Annotated in this window: 16 protein-coding genes; 6 read left to right on the top strand and 10 right to left on the bottom strand. The window is 43.8% G+C overall.

From position 1 onward, the window contains the following. Positions 1 to 78 precede the first annotated feature (78 nt). Both G498_RS0106805 and G498_RS0106810 read right to left on the bottom strand, forming a co-directional pair. Complete coding sequence (locus G498_RS0106805) at positions 79 to 1,251, bottom strand: vWA domain-containing protein (RefSeq protein ID WP_026980492.1); 1,173 nt, start codon at positions 1,249 to 1,251, stop codon at positions 79 to 81. 18 nt (positions 1,252 to 1,269) lie between these two features. Continuing rightward, positions 1,270 to 2,592 carry a prenyltransferase/squalene oxidase repeat-containing protein gene (locus tag G498_RS0106810; RefSeq protein WP_026980493.1) on the bottom strand — a complete coding sequence of 441 codons (1,323 nt, stop codon included), beginning with the start codon at positions 2,590 to 2,592 and terminating at the stop codon, positions 1,270 to 1,272. A gap of 149 nt (positions 2,593 to 2,741) precedes the next feature. Here G498_RS0106810 and G498_RS0106820 point away from each other — a divergent pair, with 149 nt between their 5' ends. After that, positions 2,742 to 4,571 carry a tetratricopeptide repeat-containing sensor histidine kinase gene (locus G498_RS0106820; RefSeq protein ID WP_081694214.1) on the top strand — a complete coding sequence of 610 codons (1,830 nt, stop codon included), beginning with the start codon at positions 2,742 to 2,744 and terminating at the stop codon, positions 4,569 to 4,571. Positions 4,572 to 4,604: 33 nt separating this feature from the next. After that, the gene (locus G498_RS0106825) at positions 4,605 to 5,351 is read left to right on the top strand and encodes a LytR/AlgR family response regulator transcription factor (protein WP_026980495.1); all 747 of its coding nucleotides are present in this window, start codon (positions 4,605 to 4,607) and stop codon (positions 5,349 to 5,351) included. A 122-nt stretch (positions 5,352 to 5,473) separates the two neighbouring features. Here the strand turns inward: G498_RS0106825 and G498_RS0106830 are convergent, their stop codons facing one another. Genes G498_RS0106830 through panC form a run of 8 tightly spaced genes read right to left on the bottom strand, consistent with a single transcriptional unit; the run spans position 5,474 to position 13,291 of the window. Continuing rightward, complete coding sequence (locus G498_RS0106830; protein ID WP_026980496.1) at positions 5,474 to 7,438, bottom strand: transglycosylase domain-containing protein; 1,965 nt, start codon at positions 7,436 to 7,438, stop codon at positions 5,474 to 5,476. A 22-nt stretch (positions 7,439 to 7,460) separates the two neighbouring features. Beyond that, positions 7,461 to 7,973, bottom strand: a complete 513-nt coding sequence (locus G498_RS0106835) for a hypothetical protein (protein WP_026980497.1) — start codon at positions 7,971 to 7,973, stop codon at positions 7,461 to 7,463. 11 nt (positions 7,974 to 7,984) lie between these two features. Beyond that, positions 7,985 to 8,449 carry a gliding motility lipoprotein GldH gene (locus G498_RS0106840; protein ID WP_026980498.1) on the bottom strand — a complete coding sequence of 155 codons (465 nt, stop codon included), beginning with the start codon at positions 8,447 to 8,449 and terminating at the stop codon, positions 7,985 to 7,987. A 16-nt stretch (positions 8,450 to 8,465) separates the two neighbouring features. Beyond that, a complete protein-coding gene (gene radA, locus G498_RS0106845; RefSeq protein WP_026980499.1) occupies positions 8,466 to 9,827 on the bottom strand; it encodes a DNA repair protein RadA in 1,362 nt (453 codons plus the stop codon). A gap of 1 nt (position 9,828) precedes the next feature. Beyond that, a complete protein-coding gene (locus G498_RS0106850; RefSeq protein ID WP_026980500.1) occupies positions 9,829 to 11,067 on the bottom strand; it encodes an alpha/beta hydrolase in 1,239 nt (412 codons plus the stop codon). A 46-nt stretch (positions 11,068 to 11,113) separates the two neighbouring features. Continuing rightward, positions 11,114 to 12,076 (bottom strand): lysylphosphatidylglycerol synthase transmembrane domain-containing protein, encoded by a 963-nt coding sequence (locus G498_RS0106855; RefSeq protein WP_026980501.1) that lies wholly within the window; start codon positions 12,074 to 12,076, stop codon positions 11,114 to 11,116. Position 12,077: 1 nt separating this feature from the next. After that, positions 12,078 to 12,428 (bottom strand): aspartate 1-decarboxylase, encoded by a 351-nt coding sequence (panD, locus tag G498_RS0106860; RefSeq protein WP_026980502.1) that lies wholly within the window; start codon positions 12,426 to 12,428, stop codon positions 12,078 to 12,080. A 14-nt stretch (positions 12,429 to 12,442) separates the two neighbouring features. Then, positions 12,443 to 13,291, bottom strand: a complete 849-nt coding sequence (gene panC / locus G498_RS0106865; protein WP_026980503.1) for a pantoate--beta-alanine ligase — start codon at positions 13,289 to 13,291, stop codon at positions 12,443 to 12,445. Between the two features lie 107 nt (positions 13,292 to 13,398). Between panC and G498_RS0106870 the strand changes: the two genes are divergently transcribed. From G498_RS0106870 to atpD, 4 genes are all read left to right on the top strand, one after another. Continuing rightward, on the top strand, positions 13,399 to 14,205 hold the full coding sequence (locus G498_RS0106870; protein WP_026980504.1) for a glycogen/starch synthase: 807 nt from the start codon (positions 13,399 to 13,401) through the stop codon (positions 14,203 to 14,205). A 13-nt stretch (positions 14,206 to 14,218) separates the two neighbouring features. Next, positions 14,219 to 15,883, top strand: coding sequence for a DUF4270 domain-containing protein (locus G498_RS0106875; protein ID WP_026980505.1), 1,665 nt, complete (start codon positions 14,219 to 14,221; stop codon positions 15,881 to 15,883). Positions 15,884 to 15,886: 3 nt separating this feature from the next. Continuing rightward, complete coding sequence (gene glmS, locus G498_RS0106880; protein ID WP_026980506.1) at positions 15,887 to 17,734, top strand: glutamine--fructose-6-phosphate transaminase (isomerizing); 1,848 nt, start codon at positions 15,887 to 15,889, stop codon at positions 17,732 to 17,734. Between the two features lie 150 nt (positions 17,735 to 17,884). After that, the gene (atpD, locus tag G498_RS0106885; RefSeq protein ID WP_026980507.1) at positions 17,885 to 19,396 is read left to right on the top strand and encodes a F0F1 ATP synthase subunit beta; all 1,512 of its coding nucleotides are present in this window, start codon (positions 17,885 to 17,887) and stop codon (positions 19,394 to 19,396) included. The last annotated feature ends 41 nt before the right edge of the window (positions 19,397 to 19,437 follow it).

A 19,437-nucleotide genomic window follows, 5' to 3' on the forward strand; every position in this document is an offset into this window, starting at 1 on the left:
GCGTAATGATTTGGTTATCATAAAATTATAAAAAAATCCCGACACTTGGGCCGGGAAATTTGTTAGGAATATCCGCTTTTACTTTTCAACCGTATACCCTTTGGTTTTGGCAAAGGCAATCACCGAGGAATTAATCGCACCACCCAAATCGTCCTGAGTCTTGGTTTTTTTCATCTCGGCATCGATATATGCCTGACGTTTTTTAGCCAGTTCCCCGATTTCTTTCTGAATGGCTTCGCGTTCTTTCGATTTTTGCTCCACATAAGCCTTGATTTCCGCTTTGGATTTGTTTTGGAGTTCTTTTGGTAATTCTTCTTTTTTCAGTTTGTCAATCGCACCTTTGTCGTCTTTTACCTTGTCGACTAAATCCCAGCTGTCGTTTTTGTAGGCCGCTTTGGATTTACTCACCGCACGTTCCGCAAAATTGGCAGCCGAAACACCTTGTGCATTGGCATCCTGCATTTCCTGGTTCATCTTTTTGGAATGTCCCATCGAACCGTAACCGATGTAAGTGTCGTTAATTTTGGCATTGCATTCCGAAATGCGCACATCGTAAGGCGTGGCAATGTAAAGCACGGCTCTGTTGGAATCGATGTTAAAATATTTACCTTTTCCGATATCTGCGCCGTCTTTCCAGAAGGTACGGATGCCTTCTTCCTGATTGCCGCAGAAAATGGTATTGACGTAAATGTCTTTTTTCAGCGCGTCACTAATTGCTTCTTTGTAGTGAACACTGCCCTGATTAAAGGGTTCGTTTCCGGCGATGTACACCAGTTTCATGTCGGAAGCGTCTTTGCCCCAGTTTAACTGTTTGGTCGCATCGGCAATTACGGCCCCGCAATATTCCGAACCGCCGTTGGTGCGCAGGGCGAACAGTTTTTCGGAAATCAGGTCCAAATCGGAAGTAAGCGGCGCTACCTGCCGGATGTAATTGGATGACGCAGAAAGGCCGTCGTTCCCGTACTCGTACAAGCCGATTTCAATATCCGGCGTTTTGCCGTGGTATTTCAGCGTGGTTAAGGTGTTGACGATGTTCCACAAACGGGATTTCGCCTGTTCGATTAGTCCGTCCATGCTGTTGGAAGTGTCCAATAAAATGGCCACCTGAATTTTGGTGTTTTCCGCTTTAACGGTTTTTTCAGCAATTACGGGGATTAAGGATTTTGCATCTTCTTTGTGATTGAAATTCGTGCCGTTTGCAAAAGAAAAAACGGTTGCAAAAAGGGCTGAAATAATAAGTGTACGTTTCATGGTATTTGTCTTTTAAAATTATTGTTGTAAGGTTTTGATATCGTTTTCAATGGTTAAAATCAACAGACAGGTGGCGGTACAAAAAACCGGACTGGTGATGCAGTGGTGGCCGTTCCAGCTGCCGTTTTCGTTCTGGATTTTGATGATTTTTCCGCTCACGTTGTTGTACCAATGTTTCCAGTCGTTGTCTTTTTTCACGATTAAAGATTCGCCGGTTTGCAGAAAGCTCATGAATTCTTCCCCGCCGTTATTTCCGAAGCCGTTCATCACGTTGTCGTCCATGGCCTGTACTTTGGCGGCTTTGTAGACTTTGCTGGCGACTTCATAGGAAGCGGCTTTTTCACGGGTAACGCCGATTTTCTCCAGATTTTCACGGTTCATTTCTGCTCTTCGGTCGATTTTCCCTTCGGCTTTGGCTTTTTCGAAGAGTTCCTCGGCTTCTTTGGCTTCTCCGGCACTACCGCGAACGGAACTGCTTACCGCATAGAGCATGATGCCGGCGCCGTCTTCGGTTTTAGCGGTTTTGGCATCCGCATCGTAATTGCTTTTCTGATAATTTCGGGCGGCGGCAATTTTCTCTTTGTTTACTTTGATGTTTTTGTTTTTGGAAGCCTGCTCCAATCCGGCATTGGCAAACGACGACTGCAACACGCCCGCCCAACCGGCTCCGCTCACTTTTCCGTTGGGGTCATAGGATTGTTCCACTTTGTCCACACAGATCTGGATGGCGTTTTCCACTCTTTTTTTAAGATTTCGGTCGGATAAAGTCGGTACCACCTGATTTAAGAATTGAAGGGTTAAAGCAGCATCAATGTTTTGCCCCAGCTTTGTCTGAATTTGAGTGCCGCGCACTTGGGTGATGAATTCACTGTTCTTGTTTTTTTCCACTTCGGATAATAAAAAATCAAGCGCATGTTTAAGTTGCGTTTTGTATTTTCCTTTCTCAATGGAATACCCCATACGGTACAGGGCCATGGAAGCCATCGCGGTTGTAGCCGGATCGGAACTCACAGCATGCGGGTTCATTTCGCCCTGATTGCTGTGGGAACCCGCGCCCCAGCCTCCGTCGTTGTTTTGGGCGTCCACCAGCCATTTTTCACCTTTGTCTATGGCCGATGAGGTTTTGGAATCGTTTTTGTACTGCGCATAATCGGTTACGGACTGTTCGCCCATCACCGACATGAACACACAGGGTTTTTCTTCAACAGCAGGTCTTTCAGTGGCAACTGCTAGTTTAGTTGGAAGAAATGTTTGTGGTTCACTAGGGAAAAGGGAATTATACGCCACTCCTGTAATCAAAACAGAAGCGCTCAAGACTGCAATTAGATTTTCCGTTTTCATGATTTTTGGTTTAAGATTCTATCCCAAAATTATCCTGAGAAACCGCACGTTTTTTGCAGAATGGGTGAAACCGGCTTTTGACTTGGTGAAATCGCTTGCAGCACTGTTTTTAAAATAGTTTCTTTACATTTACACAGAAACCAATACGGATGACACGGAAACTGGTCTTTTTTGCTTTTATTTTTTTATCGCTGAACCTCACTTTTGAGGCTTCCGCGCAGGACAGTATTCAGCCATCGGCAACTAGAAGCAAAAAAGCGGCTTCTTATAAAATCAGTAAAGCGGCAGACGATTTAAAAGAGTCACTGGATGCCAATGACGAGGTGCAAATCGCCAAAAACTATGAAAAACTAGCCGACGGATTCCTCGAAAAAGGTGACAATGCCAAAGCAGAAGAATACCTGAAAAAAGCACTGGCCACCTACACCAAACTAAAACGGACTTCTGACCGAACAAGAGTAACCCGAAGCCTGGCCAAAGTGCAGGAGTCACAGCAAAAAGTAAGCGCCGCCATTAAAAGCTATGAAGCGGCCGGCGCAGCAGCGGAGGAACAAGAGGTGATTCAGCTTAACAGGAACGATGCCAACCGTCTGCGGAACATCAACAATCCGGCGGCGCAAACGTCATTCGTGCAATCGAACATTCAGCTTTTGGAGAAAGCCGATAAAAAAGAAGAAGTTGCCGATGCCTACGTCCAACAGGCACAAATGAACCTGCAGCAAAAAAACAAAGACGTGGCCATTCAGAGTTACGAAAAAGCGATTACCTATGTAAAAGACCAGCCGGAAGAAGTGGCCAAACTGAAAACGGAAATCGCGAAAGTATACGCCTCCGACAATCAGTTTGATAAGGCTTTGGAGATCAGTGAAAAATTGCTGGCGGATGCGAAAACCGCTAACGATTTCGACACCCAAATCAAGCAGCTGCAAACCCTGGCGACGATTTATTTTAAGAAAAACGAACCGGAAAAAGCGGTTCTGTGTTTAAAACAAGCCTATCACTTAGCGCTGCAACAAGGTGAAACCGATGAGGTAAAAAACAGTCTGCTGCAATTGCTTCAGTACTACAAAACCCACGGCAAAGACAAGGAAAGCATTGCTTTGTATGATGATTTCTTTCAGAATTTTGACAAACTCATCCGCAACGACAGTTCCTTGATTGATGAAAAAACTTTTCAGGTAACCGAGGAGAAAATCCGCCAGCTGGAAAAGGAAAAAGCCCTGAAAGATGAACTCATCGCCAAGAAAAACACGTTTAATTATGTGCTTTTGGGTTCGCTGTTACTTTTACTGCTTTTGGTCGGACTGATTGTAAAAGCGCTGTATTCCATCAAAACCAAAAACAAGGAAATCGCGTTGCAGTCGTTACGCCGGGAAATGAATCCGCATTTTATTTTCAACAGTCTGAACAGCGTGAACCAGTTCATTTCGCAGAACAAAGAGCTGGAAGCCAACAAATACCTGAGTTCGTATTCCCACCTGATGCGCAACATGATGGAAAATTCGAACAAGGATTTTATCAGCCTGAGCAACGAAATTGAACAACTGAAAAAATATCTGAATCTGGAACACTTACGTTTTCAGGACAAATTCGACTATCAGATTGTAGTGGACGATGCGCTGGATACCGAAACGACTTTAGTGCCGAACATGCTCATCCAGCCGCATCTGGAGAACGCGATCTGGCACGGCTTGCGGTATCGCGAAACCAAAGGTTTGTTATTGCTGAAATTCGAGCTGAACCGAGGAAAAGTATCGGTAATTGTAGACGATAACGGCATCGGCCTGACCGAAAGCGCCGCCCTGAAAACCCGCAACCAGAAAGTGCATCAGTCCAGAGGCGTAACCAATACCAAAGAGCGTATTAATCTGTTGAACGAACTGTACAAAACGAATATTGGTTTTTCCATCACCGAAAAAAACAGTGGAACTACCGGAACCATTGTCACCTTAACGTTTCCTTTGCTTGATAAAGTATGATGTAAACCGAACAGGTTTCTAAAAACGAATAAAATGACCATTCAGAAAATAAGAGCCGTAATTGTAGAAGACGAAGCCGCCGCGCGCGAAGTGCTCAGAAACTATCTGGGGAAATACTGTCCGCAGGTGGAAGTAATAGGCGAAGCGCAAAACATTAAGGAAGCCGTGCCGCTATTGCACGACCTGACACCACAATTGGTGTTTCTGGATGTGGAAATGCCCTTCGGAAACGCGTTTGATGTGTTAGAAGCTTGTAAAAACTTACAGTTTGAAACGATTTTTGTGACTGCTTTTTCGGAATATTCATTGAAAGCCCTCAACCAAAGCGCGGCCTATTATCTGCTGAAACCGATTAGTATTGAGGAATTGATTGTAGCGGTCAACAAAGTACAGCAGCATATTCTGAATAATGAAATTTTCAACCGCAATAAAATCATCGTAGAGAATTTCCGCGAAACACAACCCGAGAAAAAACAGGTCATTTTACCGACCTTGGAAGGTTTTGAAGTGGTGAAAATGGAAGACATCGTCCGCTTGCGGGGCAACGGGAACTTTACAGATTTGCACTTGGCCGATGGCAGTAAAAAAATGGTCTGTCGTTTCCTGAAGCATTTTTCGGAGATACTGCCGTTCCCGTTTCTGCGGGTGCACAAGTCGCACATCATCAACATCAACTTTGTGAAATCGTACAACAAAGGCGGTTATATCATGCTGAACGACGGTGCCGAAATTGAAATTTCGCCAACGTATAAAGAAGAGTTTTTGCGGAACTTCAAATAAACATATCGCGAAAAGGTACACGGAAAACACGGATTTACAGATTTAAACGGATTAAATATTCCGGAAAGGTAAAAACTTTGTGTCCCTAGCACTTTCTTTGTAAGCTTTGGGGTTAATAAAAGCTAAAAATCAAACTCATCCGGATCAAAACGCAGTGAATCCGCAGCGGTGGAATCCACCAAGGTTTTGAGTTTTAAAAACGAACGCGCCCTGCCCGAAATGTATACCGGAACGGATTGTCCTGTTGTGTCCTGTTCGGTAATCAAAGCGCGGCGCAGCATCAGGTTTTTGATAAAGCGTTGGTTTTTTACGGCATACGGTTTCTGATTGCCCTGATCGTCAAACTGCCACATGAATTTTTTCGGTTTCGGAACAATCGAGGCCAGGTACAAACATTCGGTTAAAGTTAAATCACTTGGTCTTTTCTGGAAATAAAACTGCGAAGCTTCCCCAATGCCGTACACGTTCGGTCCCCATTCAATCACGTTAAAATACACTTCCAGCATGCGGGATTTGGAGGCGATGCGGTTGTTTTCCAGAATATACACCAACAGGATTTCTTCGAGTTTCCGCGAAAGCGTTTTTTCCCGTGTTAAGAACACGTTTTTCACCAACTGCATGCTGATGGTACTTGCGCCTCGGGCAAATTTTCTGGTTCGGATGTTCTTTACAATCGACTGTTTAAACGCTTCGTTGATGAACCCGCGATGGTGAAAAAATGACGGATCTTCGCTGGTGAGCACTGCTTTTTCCAGATAAGGCGAAATCTGGTCCAGCGGCGTGTAATTCGGATTGGCGGCTCCCACTAAAATCGGGCGTTGTTCCACACCGTTTTCGATGGCACGGTAGGTGAATTCGCCGTTCAGTTTGGCCAGATTGGCGGCGCCGTATTTGGTAATGCGCAAGTTTTCTTTGTTGAGTTTGCTGTCAAAAATCAGGTCGTCCGGTTTGTTTTTGTTGTATGCGAAATCGAGCTGATAGTCAAAATTCCCTTCGGTTTCCATACCTTCAAAATTGGTGAACAGGCCTTTGGGCAGGGAAGTGATAAAATCCTGTGCGTTCATCTTCGGAATCGCGACTTTCAGCCTGTAAATTGTGTCTTCTTCGGTATTGTATTCCGCAAACGGTTTCACTTTGATGTGATTCAGTTGAGCGGAGGACGTGCTGTCAATCGAAATGAAATCACGACCTAACAAGAACCGGTAATCAAACCGGGCGTTCGCAATAACCACGTCTTTTTTGGCAATTTTCGGATGGTTGAGCGTAAAATTTTCGATGGAGGTAAACCCGTCGATGTGCAGTTCGCCGCTTTCCATTTCCAGTTTGTCCAGTTTGATGTGGATGTTGTCAAAGCTCGATTTCAAACCGAAACGTTCGTCGATATATGGCACTTGAATTTTGGTCGTGTCGCCACTGAAGAATTTCAGATCGGCTTTTTTGGCTCGCGGATCGGCAAAACCGCTAATCTTCCAGTGTTGGACCAAAGTGTTCGTTTTCACCTGAATTTCAGATTGCAACTGATGGTTTTCCAGTCGCAAATCGTTTAGGTGGAGCACTACTTTCCGGCCCATGTCATCCATACGTAAAGACAAATTATCCAGTTGCATTTCCGAAGGCACCAGATTTAAAACCTTGTTTAACAGGCGATAGGCGAGTTTGGCGTAATGGCGTTTTTCAGTTGCTTTTTCTTCGTTGTCGCGTTTGAGGAAAGCGTCAAAATTGCGGCCGTTTTTGTTTTTGACCAATTGGATGAATCCGTGGTTCATTTCGAGGTTTTTCAGCTGCAAATCGCCGGTAAACAGTTCGAAAAGGCTGTAACTCGTTTTGATTTTCCGAACGGCTAAAAGCGTATCGGCGTTTTTCGGAACCAGAATCAGGTTGTGGAGTTCCACTTCGGAAAGACCGTTAAAATTGGCCTGTTTTACGGAAAACTGGCAATTATACTCTTGTTCAAATTTCGTTTCGGCTTTGCGGAGGACTTGTTGCAGCAGGCTGTCCCGAAAAAAGTACAGGCCGCCCAAAAGCAGTGCTAAGAGCGCGGCTACAATCTTCAGAAACAGGAAAAACTTTTGCTTTTTGGTTCTCATGCCGATCGAGAATGTTGTGTGTTTAGGAAAGCGAAGCTACTAAATTTTCCACTTCCAGCTTCTGATTCGCGTATTTTTGTTGCAGTTCGGAACCTTCTCCCATGCGTTTGTAGTACTCAAAAGCCTTGTCGGCAAAGAATTTTTTGTGGAAATCGGAACATTCCGGAATCTTCGGAAAAATTTTGTGAAACAACATTTCGTAATACGCCTGCCATTCCCGTTCGTTTTTGTCCAATACCTGATTTGCTGCCGATTTCTGAATGACATGCACCATTTCGTGGGCAATCAGGTTCAGAATCAGGTCCAACGGAAATTCAAAAGCGTTTTCAGGCAAGCGGATGATTTGCGGTTCGCCGAAAGCACCTTCGGTAGTCATCAGGATGAAATCCGGGCGGGCGGCTTCCCGGTATTCAAAACCTTTGAAATTGGGTTGTTCCAAACCGAATTGCTGAATCAGAAATTCACCTGCCTGAGCCGTTTCGCCCAATTCGTGAAAGCGGTTGATAATCTGCAGGATTTCGGGTATGGATTTCATGATTTCCTAAATTACGGAACAATTTTTACGTTAAGACCAAGCGCCAGCACATTAGGAAGGTACGGTTTTTTAAAGGCTTGGGAAACGGTAAGTTGATACGTTCCTTTGGCCAGTTTCACATTTTGCTGCAGCGGAACGATTAGGTCGCACATGTCGCCGGTGCAATCCGCCAGTTGTTTTCCGGAAGCATCTTTAATAATCAGTTCGAACGGAATTGGCGCGACAGTACCGTCTGGCCCTGTAAGTGTGATGTTCAGCGGCACTTTTTCATACTGATAATCGTAGATGTGGCTGAACTGTAATTCGAGATTGTACGTTTTGGAATCGTCTTCAATGGTAAATTCAAAGGTTTTTACCTCGTCGGATTGCCAACGGTTGCTTTCAAAGTTGCGGTCGAGTTTGCTGTATACCGAATTTTTGTCACAGGAAACCAGCAGCAAAACGAAGAAAAAAAAGCAAAGCAATTTAGTTTTCATGAGTATTTTTTTAAGGTTATCCAAACAACTGTTCCACTACGTCTTCAATCTTCGCGACCATTTTAATGTCAATCAGAGTATTTTTCAGGGCAATTTTGTTGTATTTGGACACGAAAATGGTCGAAAAGCCTAATTTTTCGGCTTCCTGTATGCGCTGTTCCACCCGGTTTACCGGACGGATTTCTCCTGAAAGGCCAACTTCACCCGCAAAACAAACATCTTTGCCTACCGGAATGTCTTCATTTGAAGATAAAATCGCGGCTACTACCGCCAAATCAATAGCAGGATCGTCTACGGAAATGCCTCCGGTTACGTTCAGAAACACGTCTTTAGCCCCTAATCGGAAACCGGCTCTTTTTTCCAACACCGCTAAAATCATGTTGAGACGTTTGGCGTTGTAACCGGTAGTACTGCGTTGCGGCGTACCGTAAACCGCGGTGGAAACCAAAGCCTGAATTTCAATCATTAAAGGGCGCATACCTTCTAACGTGGTGGCGATGGCGGTACCGGACAGCTCTTCGTCTTTATGGGAAATCAGAATTTCGGACGGATTGGCCACTTCGCGCAAACCGGAGCCCTGCATTTCGTAAATTCCCAATTCGGCGGTGGAACCAAAGCGGTTTTTCAGCGAACGCAGGATGCGGTAAATGTGGTTGCGGTCGCCTTCAAACTGCAACACGGTGTCGACCATGTGCTCCAGGATTTTCGGCCCGGCGATGTTCCCGTCTTTGGTAATGTGGCCGATTAAAATCACCGGAACATTGGTTTCTTTGGCGAACTTGATCAGCTCTGCGGTACATTCCCGGATTTGCGAAATGCTTCCCGCCGACGATTCAATGTAATCTGTATGCAAAGTCTGAATCGAATCGATAATCACGATTTCCGGCTGGATTTCTTCAATCTGACGGAAAATGTTCTGGGTTTTGGTTTCGGTTAAAATATAACAATTGTCGGTGTCGGCTTCAATCCGTTCCGCCCGCATTTTGATTTGCTTCTGGCTTTCTTCCCCTGAAACATAAAGCGTTTTGTAAGGCAGTTTCAAAGAAATCTGCAGCAAAAGCGTACTTTTTCCGATGCCCGGTTCGCCGCCCAAAAGCGTTAAAGAGCCCGGCACCAATCCGCCGCCCAAAACCCGGTTGAGCTCCCCGTCGGTGGTGTCCATCCGGATTTCTTCGGCAGAATCGATTTCTTTTATTTTCAGAGGTTTCGCTGCTTTTTTTACCGGTGATGTTTCGGTTTTCCAGGCAACTTTTTCCTCTTTCTGGATGATTTCTTCAACAATAGTATTCCATTCTTTGCAGGCGGTGCATTGTCCCTGCCATTTGGCAAACTGGGTGCCGCAGCTCTGGCAAAAAAAGGAGGTTTTAATTTTGGCCATTTTATTGTTTTGGTTCTTCGGCTGGAGTTTCAGTCGGTGTTTCCACAGGTTCTTCCACTACTTCCTCCTGATTTTTGTTTTTCTTGTCTTTGCCTTTTTTCAGTTGACCTTTGATGGCATCGGCGCGTTCCAGCATCATGTCTTTGGTTAAGTCGCGGATTTCGGTAAGACCGAAGGCGGCCATAAAGGCTCTTTGGGCTTTGGCAGGTTCGCCGGTGTTGTCATAAAACATGGCTTTGTGATACTCGCTCAGCATGGTTTTCGGATAGTGTTTTTTAGCTAAATCCGATAAAGGCATGAAATCTTCGTAGTTTTTGTTTTTCATGATGGCGGCTTCAATCGCTTTGAAATCGCTCAGGCGGATTTTCGGCATAAATCCTAATTTTTTCTCAATCGCCGTGTATTTGTCGACTAAATATTGGGTGTGGCCTTTGTCCATCTTGGCCAGTTTTTCCTGAAATTCGTTCATTGAAATCGGCTGGTATCCGTCGAAAATGGCGAAAATAGCGTTGTTGATGGCATTCGGCACCAAAGAATAATGCGAAGTGTTTTTAAAATCGTCGAAACCGGTTTTAACAAAGTCGGATTGTACGGTTTTCAGGTTTTCCTCCATGACTTTGATGCGTTCGCGGTCTTTTTTCAAATCCCCGTCGGCCGTGGCAAGATAGAAGAAAATCGGTTTTTTCATGATTTTCAAACGCTCCGGGATACGGGTTTCCATTTCTTCCGCCAAATCCGGACTCAGACACAGATACGCATTGAATACCGGGTTATCTTTATACAGATAAGCGTTTAAGAATCCGGCCGTCATGTCGTGTCCTACAATCAGACGATAAGGCGCTACCCGGAAACTTTTTTCGATATAAGGGATCAGTTCAATTCCTAAGAATTCGAAAAACTTGGCGCCTTCGCCGGTAGGTAATCCGTTTTCGTCAAACTGGGAGTCGTATTCGCGTTCGTTGGCTTTGTTCTGGTTGATCCCGACGAGAATCACTTCGGGCAAATCATCCCAATAAGCACCGTATTTCATGGTTCCCATAACAGGATCCAGCAGGTAATCGCTGTCTAAAACTACAAATAAAGGATATTTTTTGTCTTTGTTGGCTTCGTAATTGGGAGGCAATACGATGGTAACGTCGCGCGGACCGCCCAGTTTTTGGGATTCGAAAGGCTGATCGATGCGCTGTGCAAACACGGAACTTGCCATAAAGGCCAACAATAGCAATACTTTAGATTTCATAATTTACGTCGTTAAGCTGTTGAAAATAGAACAGCAATATAGCAAATTATTTTTTCCGTTGTAATATTGGCAAAAGTAAAAAGGAAAGCCCGCCTAAAAGCACCACCAAAGCGGTTTGTGAGGTCCATAAAATCCATCCGAAAGCGGTTCCTGCGGTTTCCGGGATGTTGTAAAGCACCAGAATCTGGGCAATCATCAGCGGAAAAGCGCCAAAGCCGCCATTGGTAAACGTAACCGCCAAACTTCCCACGACAAAAGCCGTTACGATGGTTCCGAATCCGATACTGCTGGTTTCCGGTAGGGCAAAAATCGCGGAGTAAAACGTCAGAACATACGAAATCCAGATGACCGCTGTATAGCTTAAAAACGGAACGCGGTTGGGCATTTTGAAGGTGCTGAACAAACCTTCCGCCAAACCGGCAATTTTCTCTTTGATAAACAGAACCGGTTTCCAACTGGAGTAGATGAAGAGTAAAACGGCGGTTACAAACCCGAAACCTCCGACAATACTTAAATACATCAGTTTCTGCACCGGTATTTTTTCGGAAATGAAGGCATACAACTGATCAAACTGTAACAACAAGGCCGTCAGTATGAAGGTGATGAGAATAAAAAGGTCGATAACCCTCTCGGCAATAATGGTGCCGAAAGCCTTGTCGAACGGTATGTCGTTGTATTTTTTAAGTACCAGGGCACGGGAAACTTCTCCGGAACGCGGGACGGTGTAATTCATCAGGTAGCCGATGTTAACGGCGGAAAAGTTGGTTTTAAAATCGGAAAGATAGCCCATGTGTTCCAGGCTGTACCGCCAACGATAGCCACGGGCCGCTAAACTGATAACCGAAAAAACGGAGGAAATGACAATGTAGCCGTATTCCGCATTGCGAAAATAGCCTTTCATTTCTTCGAGCTGTTCCGGCGTAAAACGGCTGTAGGTGTAAAAAACCAAAAAGACCCCCAAAAGAAGTGGGAGTCCTATGCTCAGTATTTTTTTTAGTTTTTCGTTCAAACTAGGTAAGTGAATTGTCTTCTTCGTTCGGAAACACGATTGAAGGTTTGAAGGTTTTCGCTTCTTCGCAGGTAAGTGTTCCGTAAGCAATAATGATGATGATGTCGCCTTTGTGCACTTTTCGTGCTGCCGGTCCGTTCAAAGTGATTTCACCGCTGTTTCGGGGTCCTTTGATGGCATACGTTTCCAGACGTTCTCCGTTGTTCAGGTTTACGATGGATACTTTTTCGCCTTCATAAATGTTGGAAGCTTCCATTAAAGTTTCGTCAATGGTGATACTTCCGATGTAGTTTAAATCGGCTCCAGTCACCTTTACGCGGTGAATCTTGGATTTAACAACTTGAATTAACATGTTGCAAAGTTATATCAATTTAATGAAATATTGTCAATTAATCGTACGTTGTTTATGAAAACCGCAACAAAACCGCGGTATTTCTTTGTTTTGCTTTTTCTTATGCACGGCAGCAAGGTGGCTTCATCGGCAATTTCAAAGTATTCCAGCTGAAAATTCGGGTGTTTCTGAAACTCTCGGGTAACAAATTCGGTTACCTCTTTTGCGGATTGCTTTTCAAATTTTTTTCTCGCATTTTTCAGAATCCGGTAGATTAAGGCAGCTTCTTTCCGGGCTTCGGCAGAAAGACGTTCGTTGCGGGAACTCATCGCCAGGCCGTTAGGTTCGCGGTGAATCGGGCAGCCGTGAATGGTTACGGGCAGTTGGTGTTTTTCCACCATCTTTTTTACAATCTGCAGTTGCTGAAAATCTTTTTCACCGAAATACGCATTGGCGGGCTGAACAATTTCAAACAGTTTTTTAACAATGGTACCCACGCCGTCGAAATGACCGGGACGGTGCGCGCCTTCCATCTGCAACTCCAGGCCGTCGTAATCAAATGCAGCCGATACGGTATTGCCTTCGTAGATGTCCTCAACCGAAGGGGCATAAATCAAAATGTCTTTGGAGAGGTTGTTTATTTTTTCGACATCACGGTCTAAGGTTCTCGGATATTTCTCTAAATCCTCGGCATTGTTAAACTGTGTGGGGTTTACAAATATGCTCACAACGGTAATGCCGTTGTTTTTTAAGGACTCCTTCAGTAAGGAAAGGTGTCCTTCGTGCAAAGCACCCATGGTAGGGACAAAGCCGATTTTGGTTTTGGGATTTTTAAGACGGTCCAGGCGTGCCGTTAAATCGGACTTTTTGGTGAAGACGGACATTTGCTTCTGATTTAAATTCTATGCAAACTTACTATTTTGTTAAACAACTGCATAAATTTTTGTAATTTTGCATGTTTTTTATACCTATTACTAAAATAAAAATACAAATGGAAGATAAGAGGATATTGTATGTATCATCTGAAGTAGTGCCTTACTTAGCTGAAAATGAAGTTTCTTTAATGTCGTATGACGTGCCGAAAATGATTAACGATCAGGGCGGGCAAATACGAATTTTTATGCCGCGATATGGAAATATCAATGAGCGCAGGCATCAGCTGCATGAGGTTATCCGTTTGTCGGGGATGAATTTGGTGGTGAACGATATGGATATGCCCCTGATTATTAAGGTTGCGTCGATTCCGAAAGAACGCATTCAGGTTTATTTTATCGATAACGACGAATATTTCAAACGCAAAGCCACCTTTACCGATGAGGAAGGTGTTTTGTATCCGGATAATGACGAAAGAGCCATTTTCTTTGCCAAAGGCGTGGTGGAAACCGTAAAAAAACTGAACTGGGTGCCGGATATTATCCACGTGCATGGTTGGCTGGCCGCTATGTTGCCGGTGTACATGAAGCATTTTTACAAGAATGAGGCGCTTTTTTCCGATACCAAAATTGTTACGTCGGTTTACGGACAGTCTTTTGACGGAACACTCGATCAGACCATGATGAACAAAGTGATGTTCGACAATGTGCCGGAAGAATCGGTAAAAGATTTGGCGGTTCCGAATTTTGAGAACATCATGAAGACTTCCATACTGCATTCGGATGCGGTGATTGTGGCTTCGGAAGACGTGTCGTCAAGTTTAACAAAATTTATAGAAACATCAGGCAAACCTTTTTTACCTTTCGTGCCAAAAGATAAATTTGCGGAAGCGTATACGGCTTTCTATAAAAATCAAGTTTTATAATTAAAATTAAACGATGAATAAACAATCATTGCTAACAAAGGGATTGCTGTTTGCAGTAATGACCTTTTCTTTGGTTTCCTGTGATAAGGATTTTAATACGATAGGGTCGGACATTGTAGGGGAAAATTATTTCGATTTTGATAAAACGGAGTATGAGGTTGTGGCAGAGAATGTGATGACCGGTGCGGTTCAGTCCAATAATTTGGAATTAAATTCTTTAGGGGTTTATACAAATGGCGTATTTGGTAAGACTGCGTCGCATTTTGTAACCCAGGTTGAGCTTCCTTCAACAGGTAAAAATTTTGGTATTAATCAGGAAATTGATTCGGTTTGGTTGTATGTTCCCATTTTTAGTGAAGAGACCGGTACAGATAGTGAAGGAGTAAAAACATACAAGAGGAAATCAGTTTACGGAGATGATCAGAAATTCAAACTCAGAATATATGAGAATGGATATTATCTGGGAGATTACGATCAAAATGATCCGCAAGGTGTAGCGAGGCATTATTCCGATGAGAAAGCAAAAGTTGAAAACAATAAGCGCGGTCATGACGGTTCAGGAGGTTCGATAGTAAATGGGATGTATCTTAATGATAGTGACAACCAAAGTGAAAACCTTCAGTTTTGGTTTGATCCTAAGGAGCATGTTATTTACAAAACGGACGGAATGGGACAATATGTGAATTCATCAGGTGTTGTTCTGGATGATCAAACAGATATATCAGCCCGTGTAGTGGTTGAACGTTTTACTCCGGGTATTTGGGTAAACCTTAACAAAGAATTTTTTAAGAAAAGAATACTTCAGGCGCCTGCTGATAAATTGCTGAATAACAATGCTTTTAAAGAATATTTCAGAGGGTTGTATTTTCAGGTTGAGGAAATTGAACCGGGGCAGGGAGCAAAAGCAATTCTTGATTTTTCCAAGGGGTTTGTTAGAATAGAATATTCGGCTGAGTATGACCTAGACAATAATCCTGAAACAGACCCTGTAAGACAGGATAAAACGTTCAGAATGAATTTAAAAGGGAATACGATTAATTTTTTTGACACAGATTATACTTTACCGGTATCAAGCGATCGTTTGTACTTGAATGGAGGAAGTGGTTCCGTGGCCTATATCGATGTTTTTGGAGCAGATGGTCCTGATGAAGGTACAAAGCCGGACAATCTCGAAGACATTATTGCGAAAAAATGGTTGATAAATGAAGCCAATCTTACATTTTATATAGATAATTCCGCTACAATGATGGGAATGTCAACCTATGAACCGGACAGGATTTACCTGTATGATGCAAAGAACAAAAAGCCGATTGCGGATTACTATGCCGATGCTTCGGTTAACAGTTCAAATCCTAAATTAAACAAGAAAGGGTACGGCGGGATTATTGAAAAAGATGCAGACGAAAGAGGAATTAAATACAAGATTCGGATTACGGAATATCTAAAGAGCTGTATTAAAAATGCCGATTCCACCAATTACAGATTAGGTTTGGTTGTAACCGAAAACATCAATACAATATCGAATGCTTATTTGCGACCTTTGCCAGGACAACTGCCGCAATCAATTGTGCCGGTTTCGTCTGTAATTAACCCATTGGGTACGATTTTACACGGTCCGACCAGTACCGATATAGAAAAAAGACTTAAATTAGAGATTTATTATACAAAACCCGACTAGAGCATGTGTGGAATTGTTGGATATATAGGTCACAGAGAAGCCTATCCTGTGATCATCAAAGGATTGAAAAGATTGGAATACCGCGGGTACGACAGTGCCGGTGTGGTATTGTATGAAGGAGGAGATTTTAAACTTTCCAAAACCAAAGGCAAAGTTTCCGATTTGGAAGCAAAAGCCGAAAAAGAAATCAGTCTTACCGGTAAAATGGGTATGGGTCATACGCGTTGGGCGACGCACGGTGTGCCGAACGATGTGAATTCCCATCCGCATTTTTCCAATTCCGGCGAATTGGTAATCATCCACAACGGGATTATCGAAAACTACGAGCCGTTAAAAAAAGAACTAATCAACCGCGGCTATACTTTTAAATCCGACACCGATACCGAAGTATTGGTCAACCTGATTGAGGATGTACAGAAAAAAGACAATCTTAAATTAGGGAAAGCCGTGCAGGTAGCGCTAAACCAAGTGGTTGGAGCCTATGCGATTGCGGTGATGGATAAAAAGAAGCCCAATGAAATGGTCGTGGCCCGTTTGGGAAGTCCGCTGGCTATAGGAATTGGAGAAGATGAGTTTTTTGTGGCTTCAGACGCTTCGCCGTTTATTGAATATACAAACAATGCGATTTATCTGGAAGACGAAGAAATGGCCATTGTGCGTTTGGACAAGCCGATGAAAGTACGTCGTATCAAAGATGATACTTTGGTAAATCCGTACATTCAGCAGTTGCAGATGAATCTGGAACAGATTGAAAAAGGCGGATACGACCACTTCATGCTGAAAGAAATCTACGAACAGCCGAGTGTGATTAAAGATACGTACCGCGGACGTTTGCTGGCCAACAAAGGCATTATTCAGATGGCCGGCGTTGAAGACAATCTGGAAAAATTCCTGAATGCCGACCGTATTTTAATCGTAGCCTGCGGAACATCCTGGCATGCCGGTTTGGTAGCGGAATACATTTTCGAAGAATTTGCCAGAATTCCGGTAGAAGTGGAATACGCTTCCGAGTTCCGTTACCGCAACCCGATCATCAATGAGAACGATGTGGTAATTGCGATTTCACAATCCGGAGAAACGGCGGATACCCTGGCAGCCATTAAGTTAGCCAAAGAAAAAGGGGCGTTCGTTTTCGGCGTGTGTAACGTAGTTGGTTCCTCTATTTCCCGCGAAACCCATGCCGGAGCGTATACGCATGCCGGTCCGGAAATCGGAGTGGCGTCCACCAAAGCGTTCACGACTCAGATTACGATATTAACCCTGATTTCCCTTCGTTTGGCTAAAGCGAAAGGAACCATGAACAATTCGGATTACCAGCGTTATCTGTTGGAGCTGGAACTGATTCCTGAAAAAGTCGAGGAAGCCCTGCAAACCAATGAAGTAGCTAAAAACATTGCCACTATTTATAAAGACGCGCCAAATTGTTTGTATTTAGGACGCGGTTACAATTTCCCGGTAGCTTTGGAAGGCGCACTGAAATTAAAGGAGATCTCCTATATCCATGCCGAAGGCTATCCGGCTGCCGAAATGAAACACGGGCCAATCGCCTTAATCGACGAGCACATGCCGGTGGTGGTCATTGCGCCGAAACAGAACCATTACGACAAAGTAGTGAGCAATATTCAGGAAATTAAAGCCCGAAGCGGAAAAATTATTGCGGTAGTAACCAAAGGCGATGTACAGGTAAAAGAATTAGCTGATCACATCATTGAAATTCCAGATACGGCCGAAGCCTTAACCCCTTTATTGGCGACCATTCCGTTGCAATTGCTGTCGTATCACATTGCGGTGATGCGCGGCTGTAATGTCGATCAGCCGAGAAACCTGGCGAAATCGGTTACGGTTGAATAAAAATATAAAGCGGATTCTCACATCCGCTTTTTTAATGGAAAAAATTCAAAAATTAAGTTGGTTTATTAGTATATAAAAAACTATCTTTGCGCTCTGAAAAAAGAGGTTTTTTCATAAAACGTAAATAGCTGTTTAATAAATACATAAGCAATGTCTAAAGTTACAGGTAAAGTTGCACAAATTATCGGACCTGTTGTTGACGTGGTTTTCAACACACAAAACGCCGAGCTTCCTAAGATTTATGATTCTTTGGAAATTACTAAAAACGATGGTTCAAAATTGGTACTTGAGGTACAGTCTCACATTGGTGAAGATACAGTACGTACCATCTCCATGGACTCTACAGACGGTTTGTCAAGAGGTCAGGAAGTGGTAGCTTTGGGTACACCAATCCAAATGCCGATTGGTAAAGATATTTACGGACGTCTTTTCAACGTAATCGGTGATGCTATTGACGGTCTTGGCGATTTGCCGAAAGATGGCGAGAACGGTTTGCCAATTCACAGACCGGCTCCAAAATTCGAAGATTTGTCAACTTCCACAGAAGTTTTATTTACAGGAATCAAAGTGATCGACTTGATTGAGCCTTACGCAAAAGGAGGTAAAATCGGTTTGTTCGGGGGTGCCGGAGTAGGTAAAACCGTATTGATTCAGGAGTTGATTAACAATATTGCAAAAGGTCACGGTGGTCTTTCCGTATTCGCAGGAGTAGGGGAAAGAACGCGTGAAGGAAATGACTTGCTTCGCGAGATGTTAGAGTCAGGCATTATCAAATATGGTGATGATTTCATGCACTCTATGGAAAACGGAGGATGGGATTTATCCAAAGTGGATAAACCAGGCATGAGAGAGTCTAAAGCGACTTTTGTATTCGGTCAGATGAATGAGCCGCCTGGTGCCCGTGCCCGTGTAGCCTTATCTGGTCTTTCTATCGCTGAGTATTTCCGCGACGGAGCTGGTGAAGGACAGGGGAAAGACGTACTTTTCTTCGTAGACAATATCTTCCGTTTTACGCAAGCGGGTTCTGAGGTGTCTGCGTTATTAGGGCGTATGCCATCTGCGGTAGGATACCAACCAACATTAGCAACCGAGATGGGTGCGATGCAGGAGCGTATTACTTCCACTAAAAAAGGTTCCATTACATCCGTACAGGCGGTTTACGTACCTGCGGATGACTTAACGGATCCGGCGCCGGCTACAACCTTCGCCCACTTGGATGCTACTACCGTATTGTCCCGTAAAATTGCTGAGTTAGGTATTTACCCGGCGGTAGATCCACTGGATTCTACTTCCCGTATCTTAACTCCGGAAATTTTAGGAAAAGAGCACTATGCTTGTGCCCAAAGAGTAAAAGAGATTCTACAGAAATACAAACAATTACAGGATATCATCGCGATCTTAGGTATGGAAGAGCTGTCTGAAGAAGATAAACTAGCCGTATCCAGAGCACGTCGTGTACAGCGTTTCTTGTCTCAGCCGTTCCACGTAGCCGAGCAGTTTACCGGTATCCCAGGGGTATTGGTTGATATCAAAGATACAATCAAAGGATTTAACATGATTATCGACGGGGAGTTAGACCACTTACCGGAGGCAGCGTTCAACTTGAAAGGTACCATCGAAGAGGTAATCGAGGCTGGACAAAAAATGTTAGCAGAAGCATAATCTAGTAAGCAGTAAGCAGTCGCAGTGAACAGTCACTGACA

Source organism: Flavobacterium suncheonense GH29-5 = DSM 17707, assembly GCF_000430025.1.
Lineage (GTDB): Bacteria > Bacteroidota > Bacteroidia > Flavobacteriales > Flavobacteriaceae > Flavobacterium > Flavobacterium suncheonense.

Bases quoted from the DNA above. Each gene is read 5' to 3' on its own strand.
- G498_RS0106840 (WP_026980498.1), bottom strand. From the start codon at position 8,449: ATGAAAACTAAATTGCTTTGCTTTTTTTTCTTCGTTTTGCTGCTGGTT.
- G498_RS0106810 (WP_026980493.1), bottom strand. From the start codon at position 2,592: ATGAAAACGGAAAATCTAATTGCAGTCTTGAGCGCTTCTGTTTTGATT.
- G498_RS0106830 (WP_026980496.1), bottom strand. From the start codon at position 7,438: ATGAGAACCAAAAAGCAAAAGTTTTTCCTGTTTCTGAAGATTGTAGCC.
- radA (WP_026980499.1), bottom strand. From the start codon at position 9,827: ATGGCCAAAATTAAAACCTCCTTTTTTTGCCAGAGCTGCGGCACCCAG.
- panC (WP_026980503.1), bottom strand. From the start codon at position 13,291: ATGTCCGTCTTCACCAAAAAGTCCGATTTAACGGCACGCCTGGACCGT.
- G498_RS0106875 (WP_026980505.1), top strand. From the start codon at position 14,219: ATGAATAAACAATCATTGCTAACAAAGGGATTGCTGTTTGCAGTAATG.
- G498_RS0106820 (WP_081694214.1), top strand. From the start codon at position 2,742: ATGACACGGAAACTGGTCTTTTTTGCTTTTATTTTTTTATCGCTGAAC.
- G498_RS0106850 (WP_026980500.1), bottom strand. From the start codon at position 11,067: ATGAAATCTAAAGTATTGCTATTGTTGGCCTTTATGGCAAGTTCCGTG.
- G498_RS0106870 (WP_026980504.1), top strand. From the start codon at position 13,399: ATGGAAGATAAGAGGATATTGTATGTATCATCTGAAGTAGTGCCTTAC.
- G498_RS0106805 (WP_026980492.1), bottom strand. From the start codon at position 1,251: ATGAAACGTACACTTATTATTTCAGCCCTTTTTGCAACCGTTTTTTCT.
- panD (WP_026980502.1), bottom strand. From the start codon at position 12,428: ATGTTAATTCAAGTTGTTAAATCCAAGATTCACCGCGTAAAGGTGACT.
- G498_RS0106825 (WP_026980495.1), top strand. From the start codon at position 4,605: ATGACCATTCAGAAAATAAGAGCCGTAATTGTAGAAGACGAAGCCGCC.
- atpD (WP_026980507.1), top strand. From the start codon at position 17,885: ATGTCTAAAGTTACAGGTAAAGTTGCACAAATTATCGGACCTGTTGTT.
- G498_RS0106835 (WP_026980497.1), bottom strand. From the start codon at position 7,973: ATGAAATCCATACCCGAAATCCTGCAGATTATCAACCGCTTTCACGAA.
- glmS (WP_026980506.1), top strand. From the start codon at position 15,887: ATGTGTGGAATTGTTGGATATATAGGTCACAGAGAAGCCTATCCTGTG.